Raw genomic sequence first — 16,336 nt, 5'->3', positions numbered from 1 at the left:
CCGCGTGACGTGTCCGCAGTCACCCCCCGCAAAGCGTACTCTAGCTTGTCGCTCTTGACGTTCTTCTAAAAATAGAACATAACAAGAACAAATAGCGAGGTAAGCGTATGACCAGAACTGAGGAAGTCATAGCAAACGCATTGGCGGTCGTGGCCGCGTCGCGAGCAGAGCGAGAGCGTGACGCCGAACGAAGACGCCGCGTTTTCGGCAAGATCGAAATCGGCCTGCCGCTGCCCAAGATCAAAGGCCAGCAGCTCAGCCTTGATCTCCACTGATCTGGCTTGCGGTGGCAGGTTTTCTCTTTCCGGGCGGTTTCAATGTCAGGGCGGATCGGGTATCCCCGCTGGCAAGAAAACGAAGACGGGCGAGCGCGTTTGTCCGTCACAGATGAGAAAGCTCGTCCATTGTCGGATACCACGCCTTCCTGCTTCGACCGCCCCTACTCCGCATTCCTTTGCGACATGGACGGCACGATCCTGAGCTCCCTACTCGCCGCCGAGCGTGTCTGGGGCGCATGGGCCGCACGGCAGGGACTTGATGTCGAAGCGTTCCTTCCGACCATGCACGGCGCGCGCGGAGTCGACACCATCGCGAAGCTGAACCTGCCGGGCGTCGATCCGGTCGCGGAAGCAGCCGCCATCACCGAAGCCGAGATCAACGATGTCGAAGGCGTTTTTGCGCTGCCTGGCGCCGCCGCGTTCCTGGCCGCGCTGCCGGTTGATCGCTGGGCAATCGTGACCTCGTCGCCGCTTCGGCTTGCGCATAAGCGCCTGGAAGCCGCCGGTCTACCGATCCCGAAATTCATCGTGACCGCTGAAGATGTGGAGATCGGCAAGCCCAATCCGCAATGCTACATCCTAGGCGCCGAGCGCCTGGGCTTCAGCCCGAGCGAATGCCTTGTGTTCGAAGATGTGCAGGCAGGTATCCTGGCAGGCGAAGCGGCCGGCTCCGATGTTCTGGTCATCACGGCGACGCAGCACCACGACCTCGAGACCTCGCATCCGACACTTCATTCCTACGAGGACGTTAAGGTCCGGATTTACGAGGACGGCAAGATCGGCCTCGGCAAGTAAACAAAAACGAAAATGCCCGCCGCGAGACCTGCGGCGGGCATCTGCTCTTCGGCTCGGGAGAGAGTGAGCCTTAGATGTTGGCAAGCAACTCGTTGATGCGCGACTCCATGTCGGTAAGCGCTGCATCGACATCCTTCTGACCGGTGATTGCGGCGCTCATTTCCTGGCCGATGATGTCCTGGATCGCGAACTGACGCTGAACGGTCGAGGGCAATGCGGTGCCGAGCGTTGCGATCGAGGCGATCGTGTCGCGATGCGGCAGGGCCTTGAACTCCTTGGAGTCGAGAACAGCCTTGACCGCCGGCAGATGACCGGTGCGCGACCAGTCGAAATCATTGTCGTGGAAGAACTTCAGGAACTTGCCAATCGCGGCGTTTTCCTCATCGGAACGGTCCTTGGTCGACACGGCCCAGCTGTGGCCATCCGCGTACTGCGCCTTCTTGCCGGCGAAGAGCTGCGGATACGGGTAGACAGCGTAGCCGCCCTTGTTGAGCGCCGTGCCTGCCGTTTCGGATGAGGCGTTGTAATCGCCGATTACCCAGGTGCCGTTCAGATGCACGCCACCTTCGCCGGCGAGGAAGGCATTGATGCTGGCGGCGTAGTCGAGATCCTTGACCGTGTCGCCATTGTCGTAGATCGCCTTGTACATCTCGAGCACCTTCTTGGCCTCGGGCGTATTGATCTTCACCTGCTTCGGATCCGCGAAGAAGGCGGAATCCTGCTGGAAGAGATAGGTGTAGAGGTTGCGCGTGTAGAGCGCGACCTCGTTGGCGAGATTCTGAACAAAGTAAGGCTTGCCGGTCTTTTCCTTGAACTGCTTGGCCTGAGCGAGCAACTCTTCCGGGCTGGTCGGCAGCTTCGGCGTGCCGTCGGCGTTGACCAGTTCAGCCTTTTTGAAGAGGTCCATGTTGATGTGGTAGAGCATGGTCCAGTTGTCGATCGGCAGGCCGTAAATCTTGCCGTCCTTGGTCACGCCGCCGAGGCTGGCGTCGGTGAAATCGGTCGGTGCGACGCCCACGGACTTCAGCACGTCGTCGAGCGGCATGATCAGGCCCTTGCTCTGGTAATCCGCGAGAACCGACTGGTGGATGGTGACGATATCGGGCGGATCGCCAGCGGCGAACTGCGCGGTCAGCTGGTCATAGCCCGGCCATTCGACCGTGGTCACTGTAACGTGCACATCGGGATTGTCGGCGTTGAACTTATTGATCAGCGAGGTGATGATGCCGCACTCGCCGACCGCCTTGCTGACATCGGTGTTCTTGCCCCAATCGGCATCGCAGGCGCCGAAGAAGCGCTGCACCGTGAGCTCGGTTGCGGCGAATGCCGGCGACGCGCCGACGAGCGCGATCACGGACGCCGCCGCCAGCATGTATTTCCTGAAGTGATGTGTCATGCCCTTCTCCTCCTCTTTGGGGCTTTGCCCCTTTGGCTGGCCTCCTCCCCGGAAGCCGGTGCGACGTCATCGCTTCAAGTCTCAGCGCACAGCGGCGCCGGAGACTGCCGTCACGATGTATTTCTGGAAAAACAGGTAGAGAACGAGAATCGGCGCGCTGGCAAAGACCGCCTGCGACATCAGGAAGCCGAGGCCTTCCGACTGCGCGAAGTTGGTCTGTGTCGAGGCGATGCCGACCGTCAGCGTATACATTTCCTTCTTGGTGCCCGAGATCAGCGGCCAGAAGTAATCGTTCCAGGCGCCGAGGAAGGTGAATATGCCGAGCGTCGCCTGTGCGGGAACCGTCAGCGGCAGAAGCACTTTCCAGAAGATCTTGAAGCGGCTCGCATTGTCGAGCAGTGCCGCCTCGTCGAGCTCCTTGGGGATAGCGCGGAAATACTGCGTCATCAGGAACACGCCGAAGGGCGCCGACAGGCCGGGCAGGATCAGCCCGTGATAGGTGTTGTGGAACTTCAGCCAGCTGAACAGCTGGTGGCGGGCGATCAGCACTGCCTGTTCCGGAACCGCCAACCCCAGGAGCACGATGATGAACAGCGTGTTGCGATAGGGAAAGTTCAGCCGCGCGAAACCGTAGCCTGCGAGCGACGAGAGCACCAGCGTGCCAATGGTAAGCCCGCCGGCGACGACCACGCTGTTCAGCACCCAGCGGAACACAGACGAGGTCGCCAAGATGTTGATATAGTTGTTGATCGTGTAAGGTGCGTTGAAGACGGAGTTCATATCCGCCATCAGTTCCTTGTTTTCCTTCAGCGACAGGCCGATCACCCACAGCACCGGCGCAAGCATCACCAGCGCGCAGAGGATGGCGAGGAAAAGGATCACGCGGTCGCCCAGCGAACGGCCGACCATGTTGCCACCTGTTGCGACACTCATCCTTCTTCTCCCTTCCGGCGCGAAATGACGTACTGCGCCATGGCAGCGATGAGGATCAGCATGAAGAGGATTTCAGAGGCAGCAGCACCCAGCCCGAGGTCCCATTTGGTGAAGGCCGCCTCGTAGATGTAGAAAACGATCGGCTTGGAGACGTTGTTCGGACCGCCCATGGTCATCAGCTTGGCCTGGCCGAACAGCTGGAACTGCAGGACGATCTGGATGATCACGACCAATGCGAAGGTGCGGCGGATGGACGGTAGCGTGATGTACCAGAGCGTGCGCCACCGGCTGGCATTGTCGAGCGCCGCCGCCTCGTAGATATCGCCCGGGATCTGCTGCAAGGCGGAGAGGAAGAGCATCATCGGCAGACCGATGCACCACCAGATGGTCGCGATCGCGATCCCGATCATCGCCAGCTTCGGATCCGAGAGAAACGCCGGCGGCGTGGCGCCGAACCAGCCGTAGATGGTGGCGAGCAGGCCGAAATTGCCGATAAAGACGATGCGCCAGATCAGCGTGACGATGGTGACCGACAAAACCGATGAGGAGAAATAGATCGTACGCAAAGCCGCAGCCGTCCGCGTCTTGCGGTTCAAGGCGAGTGCCAGCATCAGGCCGATGATGGCGAGCGCAGGCACGGTGAGCAGCACGAAATAGAAGGTGTTGCCGATCGCCTGGATGAAGATCTTGTCGCGAAACAGCCGGAAGTAATTGTCGATGCCGACGAAGCGGCCAACGCCGAAGGCATCCGCCTTGTGGAGGCTCAGCCAGATGCCCCAGAACAGCGGCACGACCAGCAATGTCACGAAGAAGAACAGATAGGGCAGAACGAAGATAGCGTTGCGCCAAAGCGGCGCATTGATGTTCTGCACCTTCAGGCGCGCGGAAGCCTTGGCGAGCGTGACGGTGCCAGACAGCGTTGTCTCAGTCATGCCCCGGCTCCTCATTGTGCCAGGCGCGCCCCTCGGCGTCGAAGAGATGCGTTCTGCTGCCATCAAGCGTCAGCCCCACCTCATCGCCGATCGCGACACGGCTGTTGCCAATATCTTCGGCGACGATGACGCTGCCATCCGTGAGCCTGGTATAGAGCAGCGTGCGGTCGCCCAGGCGCTCGAGCACGTCGACCTTGCCCGTCGTGGTGGCGGGTGCGCCGTTGGCGAGCTTCACCGCCTCGGCGCGGATGCCAAGCGCATGGCTGCCGCCTTTGATGCCGGCAGCGCGGATGGCGGTCTTGAGCTGCGTGCCGTCAGGCAGCTTGGCGCTGACGAAGCCGCTCTCTTCGGAGATCCCAACGTCGAGGAAATTCATCGTCGGCGAGCCGACGAAGGTGGCGACGAAGCGGCTGGCCGGACGGGAATAGATCTCCATCGGCGAGCCGATCTGCTCGATCTTGCGGTTGTTCATGACGACGATGCGATCGGCCAGCGTCATCGCCTCGATCTGGTCATGGGTGACAAAAATCATTGTCGACTTCACGCGATTGCGAAGCTGTGCGAGTTCGACGCGGGTGCGCACGCGCAGCGCCGCATCAAGGTTCGACAGTGGCTCGTCGAAGAGGAATGCCTTGGGCTCCTTGACAATGGCGCGGCCGATGGCGACGCGCTGGCGCTGGCCGCCGGAGAGCTGGCCGGGCTTGCGCTCCAAGAGGTGCCCGATCTCCAGCATGCGGGCGGCTTCCGCCACGCGCGCCGAGATCACGTCAGAGGGGACCGCGATGTTGCGCAGCCCGAAGGCCATGTTGTCGGCAACAGTCATGTGCGGATAGAGCGCGTAGCTCTGGAACACCATGGCGATGTCGCGCTGGCCGGGCGGCAGCGTATCGATACGCTCGCCGTTGATAGAGATGGTGCCTTCATCGACACTTTCGAGCCCGGCGATCATTCTCAGAAGCGTGGACTTTCCGCAGCCGGACGGGCCGAGAAAGACCATGAACTCATTGGCCTTGATCGACAGCGACAGGCCGTCGAGCACGGTCATCGAGCCGTAGCGCTTGCTGACATTGCTGATTTCGATATTGGCCGTCATCCGGCTGCTCCCAAGCTGCAGTCAGAATCCGAAAATCCGATATGAACACATGGCTGGCACGAAACGGCGCGAATAGCGCCTGCTTCGAGAAGCAGGCCGCCTTTCGTCCATGAAGGTGCCATAACAGAAGCGGTTGCTCCCATCTTCTCCTCCCAGTGGCACGTCAAATCTGGTTCGCTGACGTTAAATCATACAATTACGATGTCAACATATCTTCGATATGTATCAGCTATCGTGATTTAATGGATCAAGCCTGCAGCCGGATCACGCGGTAGGACAAAGGCGCGATCTTCGCCGTCAGCTTGCCATCGGCGAATGCCGAACCACTCGCCTTCACCGGCACCACATTGTTCGGCTTTTCGGCCGTGTTGGTGATGGTGAGATCCGAATGGGCGACGACCTGGTCGTCGATGACGCTGAGGTTGCCGAATTCGAGCAGGCTGGCGTCGAGATCGAGCGCTTCCGTGCCGTGGCGGTTGACGATGAAGAAGGTGACCGTCTTGGCGTCCTTGTCATGGACGGCCGAGACGTCGAGGTATGGCACGCTGCCGACATCCTCGACCTCGTAGGCCGGGCTGTCGACCATCAACTTCAGCGCCGTGCCCCGGCCATAAACCGAAGCGAAGTAGTAGGGATAGAAGATCGTCTGGCGCCATGCGGCACCGCCCGGCGTCGTCATGATCGGAGCGATGACGTTGACCAGCTGCGCGAGGCAGGCGATCTTCACCACGTCTGCGCGGTTGATGAAGGTGTTCAGGATGCAGCCGACCTGCAGCACGTCCTCGAAGTTATAATCGTCCTCGAGCAGCGCCGGTGCATGCGGCCAGCCATTGGCGCCGGCGAGCGTCGCCTTGTCGCGTTCCTTGGAGTGGTACCATACGTTCCACTCGTCGAAAGAGATATAAACGTCCTTGGTCGAGCGCTTCTTCGCCTTGATGTAGTCGATGACGCCGGCGACCGTGCCAATGTAGTTGTCGAGCTCGATGCTGCGGGCAAGATAGTTGGCCGTGTTCTTGGCGCGGTTCTCAAAATACATGTGCAGCGAGATATAATCGACCTCGTTATAGGTGTGGTCGAGAACGGTCGCTTCCCATTCGGGATAGGTCGGCATGTGGGCATTGGACGAGCCGCAGACGACCAGCTCCAGCGAGCTGTCGAAGGCGCGCATGGCCTTGGCGGTCTCATGCGCCAGTCGGCCATATTCGTCGGCCGTCTTGTGGCCGATCTGCCAGGGGCCGTCCATCTCATTGCCGAGGCACCAGAGCTTCACGTCCCAAGGCTCGGCGCGGCCGTTGGCGATACGCTTGTCGCTCCACTCGCTGCCGCCGGGATGGTTGACGTATTCGAGGAAGTTGCGGGCTTCATCCAGGCCGCGAGAGCCGAGGTTGACGGCGAGCATCATCTCGGTCTTGGCCGAGACGCACCATTCGGCGAATTCGTGCATGCCGACCTGGTTGCTTTCGGAGGTGTGCCAGGCAAGGTCGAGGCGCGTCGGGCGGCTTTCCTTGGGGCCGATACCGTCTTCCCAGTTATAGGCCGAGACGAAGTTGCCGCCGGGATAACGCACGATCGGAACGTTCAGCTCCTTGACGAGATCGATCACATCCTTGCGCATGCCGTTTTCGTCGGCGGTCGCATGGTCGGGCTCGTAGATGCCGGTGTAGACGGCGCGACCGAGGTGCTCGATGAACGAGCCGTACAGGCGCGGGTCGATGTCCGAGATCGTGTACCTGCTATGCGCGGTAACCGCAGCCTTCATGATACCCTCCACTATATCATTCTTTGTGATCCATATCACAATTTGAGGTGAATAAAGCGGAAGCCTCGGCCGGGGTCAAGGGCAAAATTCAGAAAATCGGGTACAGTCTAGCGTGTTCTGATACGCAGCAAGATATCCTGATCGTAATTGCCGAAACCACGACCGAAAATATTGATGCCGCCAGGGTGCTTTGCGTCATCGCGAACCCCGATGCGCAGGCGAATCGAGTGATGCTCGTCGAGTTTCAGATCCGAAAGCGCCACGTCGGAAATGCGCAGTCCATCAACGAAGGCGCCCTCGTCGTTGATGCGGAAGCTCTTCAGCTTGCCGTACTGCGAACCCTTCAGTTTCCACCAATCCGGCGTGAAAACCCCGCGTTTGTCGCCGAAATCGCCGGGGGACGTCCAGGTGCCAATATCGATACCATTGACCGTGAGCGTGATATCAGAGGGCCAGTCGGCGCTGGTGCCGGGCACTTCGGAGCTCAGTTCCATGACGAACTCGATCTCGCGGATGGGGGTGTTGGTCAGCCTGGCATTATTGGGAAACTGGTATTCGACATGACCCCGCGTGAACCATATCAGCGCCGTCTTCATGCGATCTGGATCAAGGAAAGTGTTGGGTACGTCGAGCAGACCGATGATCCCATCCACCGAGCAGAGACCGCAGGGCGCGGTCACATCGTAGCTGGTGTAGAGGCCAAGCGGCATCGCCACCTCGATCGCATCCGGTTCGGTTTCCTTGATTTCATTCTTGAAGACGACAAGGATCTCATCATAGACGCTATGACAGACTTTCTGGTTGCCCTTGCGCGCCTTTTGCGTCTCGGTGCGGATCAACCCCGCCTCCTCCAACATCTGCACATTGGTCGAGACGCTGGACTGCGGTAGCTCAAGAATATCAGCGATTTCGTTGACGTTGAGCGGCCCCTTTTCGTGCAGAAGCTTCAATACGGAAACCCTTGCCGGCGATGCCAGCCCCTTCAAAATGGGCATGCCCTCCTCGGGATCGACGACAAGAAAGTTGCGGCTCATATGGATCCCGTTCGCGGAAGATGAAATGCGTATTACTGTTGTATATCGAATATTTTGATTTGTTCAATTGTCCGAACTGAAATCGCCTGCCTGTTCATGCATTTCCATTCCTGGCTAATTTTACCGGCTGCGTTTCCGTCGTGGTCATGATCCCATGCTATGACGGGACCATCGCAACATGGGGTCGCCGATCTTGAGAGCCACGTTCCGCACGACATTCCTGCTTCTGACCGCGCTGGCGCCGACGCTAGTGGCAGCCCAAGGCTGGCAGAACGACGGCCGGGGAACCTCCATATGGAGCGTGGCGCCGTCCGAGGGGCAGTGCAATGTCAGCCAGGCGAAGAACCTCGCGCGACGTGCCGGTATCATCCGCACCAGTGTGGTCTATCAGGACAACGACACGCTGACGCTCCGGGGACTGACGGAATGGGGCGAACGGCGCGACATCATCTTCGCCAATGTTCGCGGCTGCCCCGAGATCGGTTTCCAGGATGTGCTGCCGTTGAATCAACGTCAGGAACAGCCCCAGCCCCAGCCACAACCGCCGCCAATTCAGAGACGCTAAAAAAGCCCCGCGGCTGAGCCGCGGGACTTCTTGAGGCCGTGACCGGGAGAGAGTTGGTCAGGCGGCCTGAACCTTGCGCGCGGTGCGCGCCCATGCCGGCAGCCAGTCGCCATGCGCGGCCAGCAGTTCGTCCGTCATCGCCCAGATCTGGTCGAGGTCGAGTTCGGCCGCGGTATGCGGGTCCATCATCGCTGCATGGTAGATGTGCTCGCGATTTTCAGTCATCAGCGCCTGAACCGTCAGTTCCTGCACGTTGATGTTGGTGCGCATCAGAGCGGTCAGCTGCGGCGGCAGATCACCGATGAAAGTCGGCTGAATACCGGATGCATCGACAAGGCATGGAACTTCGGCGGCGCAATTCTCCGGCAGCGAGGTGATGCAGCCGTTGTTGCGGACGTTGCCGTAGATCACGGAGGGTTCGCCGGTCCAGACCGAATTGATGATCGAGGAGGCATATTCCTTCGACTGCTTGACCTCGATCTTGTCGGCCGAGCGATAGGCTTCCGCCTGGCCCTTCCAGCGCTCGATCTGCTCGATGCAGCGCTTCGGATATTCGTCGAGCGGAATGCCGAACTTCTCGATCAGGTCCTCGCGGCCTTCCTTGATGAAGTACGGCGTGTACTCGGCGAAATGCTCGGAGCTTTCGGTGACGAAATAGCCGAGGCGGGTCAGCATCTCGTAGCGCACCTTGTTCGGGCAACGCGGGTTCCAGCCCGGCTTCGGAGCGCGACCTTCACGGTAGGCGCGCACGAGATCGGGATAGAGGTCCTTGTAGGAGCCGTCGGGCTGGCGATGCTCGAACTTCAGGTAGAAGGCCATGTGGTTGATGCCGGCCGAGCGGTAGCGAATATCCTCATAGGGGATATCGAGATCGTGGGCGAGTTCCATCGCCGTGCCCTGAACCGAGTGGCAGAGGCCGACCTGCTTGATGGTGGGATACTTCTCGGCGATCGCCCAGGTGTTGATCGCCATCGGGTTGACGTATTGCAGCATGATTGCCTCGGGGCAGACCACGAGCATGTCCTCGCAGATCTTCCACAGATGCGGCACGGTGCGCAGGCCGCGCATGATACCGCCGACACCGAGCGTATCGGCAATCGTCTGGCGCAGGCCGAACTTCTTCGGAATGTCGAAGTCGGTGACCGTGCAGGGCTCATAGCCGCCGATCTGGAAGGCGACGACCACGAAGTCGGCACCTGTCAGCGCCTTGCGCTGGTCCGAATAGGTCTCGGCCTTGGCCTTTGCGCCCAGCGTCGAGATCAGCTTGTTGACGACGATGGCGCTTTCTTCCAAGCGCTGCGGATTGATGTCCATCAGGGCGATGGTCGCGCCCGACAGCGCGGGTCGCTGCAGCACGTCGCCGATGATGTTCTTCATGAAGACGGTGGAACCAGCTCCGATGAAGGTGATCTTGGGGTTTCTTGCCATAATATCCTCCGGCATTGGCAATCAGGCTACCTCGAAAGCGGCTTTGACGAGCCGTTCGGTGTAGGCGGTCTTGGGATTGGTGAGAACTTCGTTGACGGGTCCCTCTTCCATGATCTTGCCATGCTGCATGACAATCACCCGGTGGCAGAGGGCACGCACGACCTTGAGATCGTGCGAAATGAAGAGATAGCTGAGGCCGCGCTCGTCCTGCAGCTTGCGCAAGAGCTCGATGATCTGCGCCTGCACCGAAAGATCGAGCGCCGATGTCGGCTCGTCGAGCAGGATAAACTCCGGCTCGAGCGCGATGGCGCGGGCAATGGCGATACGCTGGCGCTGGCCGCCAGAGAATTCATGCGGAAAGCGCGACAGGATATTGCCGGGCATGCCCGCCGCGATCAGCGCCTCGCGCACACGGTCCAGCCGCTCGGCCTTGGTCGCGCCGAGCTTGTTGACGACAAGTCCTTCCTCGATGATTTGGCCGATCGTCATGCGCGGATTGAGCGATGAGAACGGATCCTGGAAGACGATCTGCATGCGCGAGCGCAGCGGCCGCATCTCGCTGCGCGACTTGCCGTGGATCGGCTGGCGGTCGAAATAGATCTCGCCATTGTCTGCATCGTTCAACCGCAACAGCGCCTGCCCGAAGGTCGTCTTGCCGGAACCGGATTCGCCGACGAGGCCAAGCGTTTCGTGCTTGCGCAGCGTCAGCCCCAGGCTGTCGACGGCCACGAGCTCCTTCAACTCCGGCTTGAAGAAGCTGCCGTGGCGCATCATGAAGGACACGCGCACGCCCTTGGCGTCGAGAATGACCTCGGAGCCCTCGGGCAACGGGTTCGCCTGGCCGCGCGGCTCGGAGCTCAAAAGATGCTTGGTGTAGCTGTGCTGCGGATTGGCGAAGAGCCTTTCCGTCGTGTTGTGCTCGCGCATTTCGCCATGCTGCATCACGTAGACGTAGTCGGAGAACTGCCGGACAACGGTGAGGTCGTGGGTGATCAGGATCACCGCCATCCGCATTTCCTTCTGCAGATTGCGGATGAGGTTGAGGATCTGCGCCTGAACCGTCACGTCGAGCGCGGTGGTCGGCTCGTCGGCGATCAGCACGTCAGGATCATTAGAGAGCGCCATGGCGATCATCACGCGCTGTCGCTGGCCGCCGGACAGCTGGTGCGGATACTGCTTCAGGCGCGCTTCGGGATCGGGGATCTGCACCTGCTTCAGAAGCTCGAGCGCACGCGCTTCCGCCTGCTTCTTGCTCACCTTGCGGTGGACGCGGATCGCTTCGACGATCTGGCTGCCGATCGTGTAGATCGGGTTCAGCGAGCTCATCGGCTCCTGGAAGATCATCGAGATGCGGTCGCCGCGCAGTTTGCGGCGCTCGCGCTCGGCATATTTCAGGATATTGGCGCCGTCATAGTCGACGGTCGATTTCGGCGCGACGACGGCGCGCTTCGACAAGAGCCCCATGACGGTGCGGGCCGTCACGGACTTGCCGGAGCCGGATTCACCGACGATGGCAATGGTTTCCCCGCGGTAGAGCTGGAAGGAAATATCCTTCACCGCCTCCACGGTGCCATGCTCGACCTTGAAGTTGACGCCGATGTTGCGGGCGTCGATGACCGGGCTTTCCGTGTGCGCATCGTGATCGAAGCGGACGGGCGGGGCAAACGAGTTGACGAGTGCGAGAGCCATGTTCTTCACCTCAATCAATAGGGATCGACCGCATCGCGCAGACCGTCGCCGAGCGCGTTGAACGCGAAGACGGTGACGAGCACGAAGCCGACGGGAGCGAGGATCCAGGGATAAGTGCCGATCACCGAATAGTTGGCGGTGTCCTGCAGCATCAGTCCCCAGGAAATCAGCGGCGGCTTCACGGCAAAGCCGAGGAAGCCGAGGAAGGATTCGAGCAGCACGACGCTCGGGATATGCAGCGTGACGGCAACGATGACGTGGCTCATCACGTTCGGGAAGATGTGCTGGAAGATGATGCGCCGGTCCGTGGCGCCGACGGCCATGGCCGCGCGGACGTAATCGATGCGGGCGAGCGCCAGCGTCTTGCCGCGCACTTCGCGCGACATCTGCGCCCAGCCGAGCGCCGACATGACGACGATGACGAAGGCGAGGAAGACATTGGTCGGCGCCGTCACCGGGATCAGCGAGGTTAGCGCCAGATAAAGCGGCAGCTGCGGAAAGGCGAGCACGATTTCCACGAAGCGCTGTACCCAAGCATCGAACGAGCCACCGAAATAGCCGGAGACCATGCCGACGGTGGTGCCGATGACGGTGACGATGAATACGACCGTCAGCGCGATGGTGAGCGAGATGCGCGAGCCGATGATGGCGCGCGCGAGAACGTCACGGCCGAACTTGTCGGTACCAAGAAAATGCACCGGCTGCCCATCGACGGAGCCGAAGAAGTGGCGGTCGGTTGGGATCAGGCCGAGAAGGTTGTACTCCGAGCCCTTGACGAAGAAGCCGAGTACGCGCGGATTGTCATAGTCGGGGCCGACGATCGGCTGGAACGTTACCGGATCGAGCTCCTCGGATTCGCCGAGTGCATAGACGCGCGGCGGATAGGTGAGATTGCCGTCCTTATCGTGGAAGCTCACCATCTGCGGCGGCGCGAAGCCGGTATCAGTGGCCTTGGGGTCCATCGGCGCGAAAAAATCGGCGAACACGGCCATCAAGAGCAGCAGGCCGACGAGGACGAGGCCCATCATGCCGGTCCAGGAACGGCGCAGGCGACGCCAGACCAGCGACAGATAGCTTTCGTTGCCGTTATGCAGACCCTTGACGGTCTCTTCGTGCGGCGGCGGGGGAGCGGAATCGAAGGCGAGCATATCAGGCTCCTCCGTACTGGCGGACGCGCGGGTCCAGCATGGCAAGCAGCATATCGGCGATGATGTTGCCGACAATCAGCGTCGCGGAAAGAACCATCATGAAGGTGGCGGTGACATAGACGTCTCCGACCGCCATCGATCCGACGATCGCGGGACCGACCGTCGGCAGCGAGAAGATGATCGCCGTCTCGATTTCGCCGGTCAGCATATAGGGAAGCACGACGCCCTGGTACATGACGAGCGGGTGCAGCGCGTTGGGTACTGCATGGCGCATCACCACGGCGCTGCCAGACAGACCCTTGGCGCGGGCCGTCTCGACGTATTGCGCGTTCAGCGTATCAAGCAGGTTCCCGCGCATGACGCGCATGTTGTAGGCGAGCCCTCCGAACGTGGCGATGGCGACGACAGGCCAGACGTGGTGGACGAGGTCGGCGAACTTCGCCCAGGACCACGGCGCCCCGCCATATTGCGGCGAGAAGAAGCTGCCGATTTCCGAGACGTTGAAGTGGAAAACCATCAGGTAGACGATGATCAGCGCCATCAGGAAGCGCGGCACCGTCATGCCGAGGAAGGAGATGCCCGAGAGCAGGCTGTCGATCCAGCTATACTGGCGGGTGGCCGCCCAGATGCCGAAGCCGATACCGAGGATCGACGCGAATATGTGACAGACCAGCGCCAGAAGCAGCGTGCGCGGCAGGCGTTCGCCAACGACGTCGGCGACCGGCTTGTTGTAGAACATGCTGTAGCCGAAATCACCCTGGGTGATGATGCCCTTGATCCAGGCGAAATACTGAATGACCATCGGCTGGTCGAGGCCATGCGCAACGCGGTAGGCCTGGGCCTGCGCCTCGGCGGCTTCGAAGGACGCGCCGCTCTGGTTGATCAGCTGCGATCGGATGTAATCGGCATAGTCGCCCGGCGGAGCCTGGATGATCGCGAAGGTCACGATGCTCAGGATGATCAGTACGGGGATGGCGGACGCTATGCGCACGAGCAGGAAGCGTAACATCGGGCTCGTTTCTCCTTGCTGCCAGTCGCGCCTTTCGGTGCGGCCGGCTTGTTGATCTTGCCCGGCCGCGCATCACGCGCGGCCGGTCCGTTTCTTCGGGAGGAGAACTTAGTTGATCGGGCCCTTTTCGCCGGGCTTGCCGGGCAGCTGCTCAGGGAACAGCTCGTACTTGCCCTGCTTGTCGGCAGCCACCCACAAGCGTTCGCGGATGACGGAATCTTCAGCCCAGTTGAACATGAAGATCGGCGTTCCGGCCGGTACGTTCGAGAAGCGCTTGTTGATGATCAGCGCACCCGGGTACTCCGTGAGGCCAACCGTATCGACATTCTCGGTCGCGATCTTCTGGTACTGCTTCATCAGGGCGACGCGTTCGTCATTGTCCTGGCTGGTGCGGAACTTGTTGACGATGTCGACCAGCTGCTGCTCGTAAGGCATCAGATCGACCTTGTCGTCCTTGCCAGCGCGGTGTTGCCAGCTGGTGCGGGGGCCAACCGGAGCGAGCTGCTCGGTGTTCTGCACCACGGATGCAAGTTCCGTCGGGTTGCGCTGGATCAGCCAGTCGAAACGACCGCCGTAATGAGCGTCGTCGCGCTTCGGACCATCGAGGGCATTGAGAATGACCTTGATCCCGAGCTTTTCCATCTGCCCGACGACACCTTCCGCGAGGCTCTTGTCGGTGCTGTAGGTATTGTTGACGAGCAGCACGATTTCGAGGTTCTTGCCGCCTTCGGTGCCGGCGGGGAAGTTCACGAAGCCGTCGCCGTCGGTATCCTTCAACCCAACCTTTTCAAGCAGCGCCTTGGCACCCTTGAGGTCGAAGGGATAGTAGACGACGGAGTTGCGGTCGTAGAAACTCGTGCCCGAGGACAGGCCGCCTGGATAGATCGCCGTGAACGGACCCTTGACGAGAGAGTCGCCGATCGCCTTGCGATCGAGAGCCATGGTGACCGCCTTGCGGAAGTCCTCGTTGCGGTTCAGCTCGCGGATCGCCTGGCTGCGCCCATCCGGTTCGCCCCAGCCATTGGCCGAGAAGTTCATACGCAGATTGTATCCGATCAGGCGCGGGCCGAAGGCGAGACGAGCGGGTGCCGTCTTTTCGGCGGCGCGCTTCAGCGATGCCACGAAGTTTTCCGGCTGCTCGAGGTTCGAAATGTCGCCGGAGCCGGCAACGGCCTGCACGTCGCGGTCCGCCCAGGTCGAAAGCTTGTAGTGCAGCTCGTTGAGGTAAGGCAGCTGGTTGCCCTTCTCGTCGACCTTCCAGTAGTAAGGGTTGCGGCGCATCACGATGATATCGTCGGGACGGTACTCAACCGGCACCCAACCGCCCATGACGGGCATGTTCATGTACTCAGGCGGGAAGGCGTTCTTGAACTGGTCGTAGGTGTTCTTCGAGTATTTCGGATGCTGGGGCTTCAGGATATGCGACGGGCCCGGGCAGAAATTCGGGTACGCCATCGTGTAGAGATACTGCTTCGGGAAAGCTTCCTTGAAGGTCCACTCGACGGTGTAGTCGTCGATCTTCTTCAGCGTGGTTCCCTCGCCGAAAGCCTCGGGCGAAGCGCCGCCGCCAAGCGGCGAGACGTTTGGATCGACGACTTCGTCTTCCCAGTAGAACATGATGTCATCGGCGTTAAAGGCAACGCCGTCAGACCACTTGGCACCTTCGATGAGGTGCATGGTGAGCTTATGGCCATCTTCTGACCATTCCCAGCCCTTGGCGAGGTTCGGAAGCGGCTCGGTGTCCTTGGCTTCGACCTGGAAGAGCGGTGCGGTGCGCGTCAGGCATTCGGAAAGGCCGATATCGATGCCGCCCCAGCCTTGTGTCTGGCCGGCGCCGTAGTTCCAGCCTTCCGGCCGGCCGCCGATGACATGGCGCAGCGTGTCGCCATAGACGCCGATGCCGTCGACCATATTGTCGGTCTTGAAGACCAGCGGCTCCTTGGGGAGACGGTCCTTGACCGGGGGAAGCTTGCCGGTGTCAACGAAGTTCTTCTTCACCCAATCCGGCTCGTTATACGAGGGAAGCGCCTTGAACTCCTCGATGGAATCTCTCGATACGTAATTGATCTTACCTTCCGCCGGAAACTGCGGCGGGACGGGTGGCGTCGTCGGCTCGGAGGCGTAGGCGCTCAAAGCCTGGACCGAGACGCTCAGCGCCAGTCCGGCCAGAATGCCAAGGTTGCGGTAATGTCTCATCGTCTCTCCCTTTTGTATCGGGACGCTTGTCGGCTGCCCCGGTTCTCCTCAACGATCCGGAAACGGGCTTGCAGCGATGGC

At 60.7% G+C, this 16,336-nt stretch carries 14 protein-coding genes; 3 read left to right on the top strand and 11 right to left on the bottom strand.

Going from position 1 to position 16,336, the window contains the following annotated elements:
* Positions 1 to 107 precede the first annotated feature (107 nt).
* Both AC1DOG_RS05900 and AC1DOG_RS05895 read left to right on the top strand, forming a co-directional pair.
* Entirely contained in the window at positions 108 to 275 is a 168-nt protein-coding gene (locus tag AC1DOG_RS05900; RefSeq protein ID WP_165936891.1) for a hypothetical protein, read from the top strand.
* A gap of 129 nt (positions 276 to 404) precedes the next feature.
* Positions 405 to 1,073, top strand: coding sequence for an HAD-IA family hydrolase (locus AC1DOG_RS05895; protein ID WP_477927051.1), 669 nt, complete (start codon positions 405 to 407; stop codon positions 1,071 to 1,073).
* 70 nt (positions 1,074 to 1,143) lie between these two features.
* Here the strand turns inward: AC1DOG_RS05895 and AC1DOG_RS05890 are convergent, their stop codons facing one another.
* The 6 genes from AC1DOG_RS05890 to AC1DOG_RS05865 all read right to left on the bottom strand — a co-directional run bounded on the left by AC1DOG_RS05890 (position 1,144) and on the right by AC1DOG_RS05865 (position 8,220).
* Positions 1,144 to 2,469 carry an ABC transporter substrate-binding protein gene (locus AC1DOG_RS05890; protein WP_026282913.1) on the bottom strand — a complete coding sequence of 442 codons (1,326 nt, stop codon included), beginning with the start codon at positions 2,467 to 2,469 and terminating at the stop codon, positions 1,144 to 1,146.
* Between the two features lie 81 nt (positions 2,470 to 2,550).
* Complete coding sequence (locus tag AC1DOG_RS05885) at positions 2,551 to 3,402, bottom strand: carbohydrate ABC transporter permease (RefSeq protein ID WP_018898041.1); 852 nt, start codon at positions 3,400 to 3,402, stop codon at positions 2,551 to 2,553.
* Positions 3,399 to 4,334 carry a carbohydrate ABC transporter permease gene (locus AC1DOG_RS05880; protein WP_112943270.1) on the bottom strand — a complete coding sequence of 312 codons (936 nt, stop codon included), beginning with the start codon at positions 4,332 to 4,334 and terminating at the stop codon, positions 3,399 to 3,401. Before AC1DOG_RS05880 ends, AC1DOG_RS05885 begins: the two co-directional genes overlap by 4 nt.
* Positions 4,327 to 5,427 carry an ABC transporter ATP-binding protein gene (locus AC1DOG_RS05875; protein ID WP_112943271.1) on the bottom strand — a complete coding sequence of 367 codons (1,101 nt, stop codon included), beginning with the start codon at positions 5,425 to 5,427 and terminating at the stop codon, positions 4,327 to 4,329. Before AC1DOG_RS05875 ends, AC1DOG_RS05880 begins: the two co-directional genes overlap by 8 nt.
* Before the next feature lie 247 nt (positions 5,428 to 5,674).
* Positions 5,675 to 7,186 carry an arabinosylfuranosidase ArfA gene (gene arfA, locus AC1DOG_RS05870; protein ID WP_112943272.1) on the bottom strand — a complete coding sequence of 504 codons (1,512 nt, stop codon included), beginning with the start codon at positions 7,184 to 7,186 and terminating at the stop codon, positions 5,675 to 5,677.
* Positions 7,187 to 7,293: 107 nt separating this feature from the next.
* Complete coding sequence (locus AC1DOG_RS05865) at positions 7,294 to 8,220, bottom strand: ArsR/SmtB family transcription factor (RefSeq protein WP_112819868.1); 927 nt, start codon at positions 8,218 to 8,220, stop codon at positions 7,294 to 7,296.
* 193 nt (positions 8,221 to 8,413) lie between these two features.
* Here AC1DOG_RS05865 and AC1DOG_RS05860 point away from each other — a divergent pair, with 193 nt between their 5' ends.
* The gene (locus AC1DOG_RS05860) at positions 8,414 to 8,785 is read left to right on the top strand and encodes a hypothetical protein (RefSeq protein WP_112943590.1); all 372 of its coding nucleotides are present in this window, start codon (positions 8,414 to 8,416) and stop codon (positions 8,783 to 8,785) included.
* Positions 8,786 to 8,842: 57 nt separating this feature from the next.
* Here AC1DOG_RS05860 and melA read toward each other — a convergent pair whose 3' ends face one another.
* The 5 genes from melA to AC1DOG_RS05835 all read right to left on the bottom strand — a co-directional run bounded on the left by melA (position 8,843) and on the right by AC1DOG_RS05835 (position 16,255).
* Complete coding sequence (gene melA, locus AC1DOG_RS05855; RefSeq protein WP_112820139.1) at positions 8,843 to 10,213, bottom strand: alpha-glucosidase/alpha-galactosidase; 1,371 nt, start codon at positions 10,211 to 10,213, stop codon at positions 8,843 to 8,845.
* A 21-nt stretch (positions 10,214 to 10,234) separates the two neighbouring features.
* Positions 10,235 to 11,902 (bottom strand): ABC transporter ATP-binding protein, encoded by a 1,668-nt coding sequence (locus AC1DOG_RS05850; protein ID WP_112943591.1) that lies wholly within the window; start codon positions 11,900 to 11,902, stop codon positions 10,235 to 10,237.
* 14 nt (positions 11,903 to 11,916) lie between these two features.
* On the bottom strand, positions 11,917 to 13,050 hold the full coding sequence (locus AC1DOG_RS05845; RefSeq protein WP_112943273.1) for an ABC transporter permease: 1,134 nt from the start codon (positions 13,048 to 13,050) through the stop codon (positions 11,917 to 11,919).
* Position 13,051: 1 nt separating this feature from the next.
* On the bottom strand, positions 13,052 to 14,059 hold the full coding sequence (locus AC1DOG_RS05840; RefSeq protein ID WP_112943274.1) for an ABC transporter permease: 1,008 nt from the start codon (positions 14,057 to 14,059) through the stop codon (positions 13,052 to 13,054).
* Between the two features lie 108 nt (positions 14,060 to 14,167).
* Positions 14,168 to 16,255: an ABC transporter substrate-binding protein gene (locus AC1DOG_RS05835; RefSeq protein ID WP_111560630.1), complete on the bottom strand. Its 2,088-nt coding sequence runs from the start codon at positions 16,253 to 16,255 to the stop codon at positions 14,168 to 14,170.
* Positions 16,256 to 16,336: the final 81 nt, after the last annotated feature.

The sequence above is a fragment of the Rhizobium sp. 01N48 genome (assembly GCF_056399145.1).
Note: the sequence above shows the minus strand (reverse complement) of the source record. Positions and strands in the feature narration are given on the sequence as shown.

Excerpts from the sequence above, each read along its gene's own strand:
- AC1DOG_RS05900 (WP_165936891.1), top strand. The coding sequence starts at position 108 with ATGACCAGAACTGAGGAAGTCATAGCAAACGCATTGGCGGTCGTGGCC.
- AC1DOG_RS05890 (WP_026282913.1), bottom strand. The coding sequence starts at position 2,469 with ATGACACATCACTTCAGGAAATACATGCTGGCGGCGGCGTCCGTGATC.
- AC1DOG_RS05885 (WP_018898041.1), bottom strand. The coding sequence starts at position 3,402 with ATGAGTGTCGCAACAGGTGGCAACATGGTCGGCCGTTCGCTGGGCGAC.
- AC1DOG_RS05880 (WP_112943270.1), bottom strand. The coding sequence starts at position 4,334 with ATGACTGAGACAACGCTGTCTGGCACCGTCACGCTCGCCAAGGCTTCC.
- AC1DOG_RS05875 (WP_112943271.1), bottom strand. The coding sequence starts at position 5,427 with ATGACGGCCAATATCGAAATCAGCAATGTCAGCAAGCGCTACGGCTCG.
- arfA (WP_112943272.1), bottom strand. The coding sequence starts at position 7,186 with ATGAAGGCTGCGGTTACCGCGCATAGCAGGTACACGATCTCGGACATC.
- AC1DOG_RS05865 (WP_112819868.1), bottom strand. The coding sequence starts at position 8,220 with ATGAGCCGCAACTTTCTTGTCGTCGATCCCGAGGAGGGCATGCCCATT.
- melA (WP_112820139.1), bottom strand. The coding sequence starts at position 10,213 with ATGGCAAGAAACCCCAAGATCACCTTCATCGGAGCTGGTTCCACCGTC.
- AC1DOG_RS05850 (WP_112943591.1), bottom strand. The coding sequence starts at position 11,902 with ATGGCTCTCGCACTCGTCAACTCGTTTGCCCCGCCCGTCCGCTTCGAT.
- AC1DOG_RS05845 (WP_112943273.1), bottom strand. The coding sequence starts at position 13,050 with ATGCTCGCCTTCGATTCCGCTCCCCCGCCGCCGCACGAAGAGACCGTC.
- AC1DOG_RS05840 (WP_112943274.1), bottom strand. The coding sequence starts at position 14,059 with ATGTTACGCTTCCTGCTCGTGCGCATAGCGTCCGCCATCCCCGTACTG.
- AC1DOG_RS05835 (WP_111560630.1), bottom strand. The coding sequence starts at position 16,255 with ATGAGACATTACCGCAACCTTGGCATTCTGGCCGGACTGGCGCTGAGC.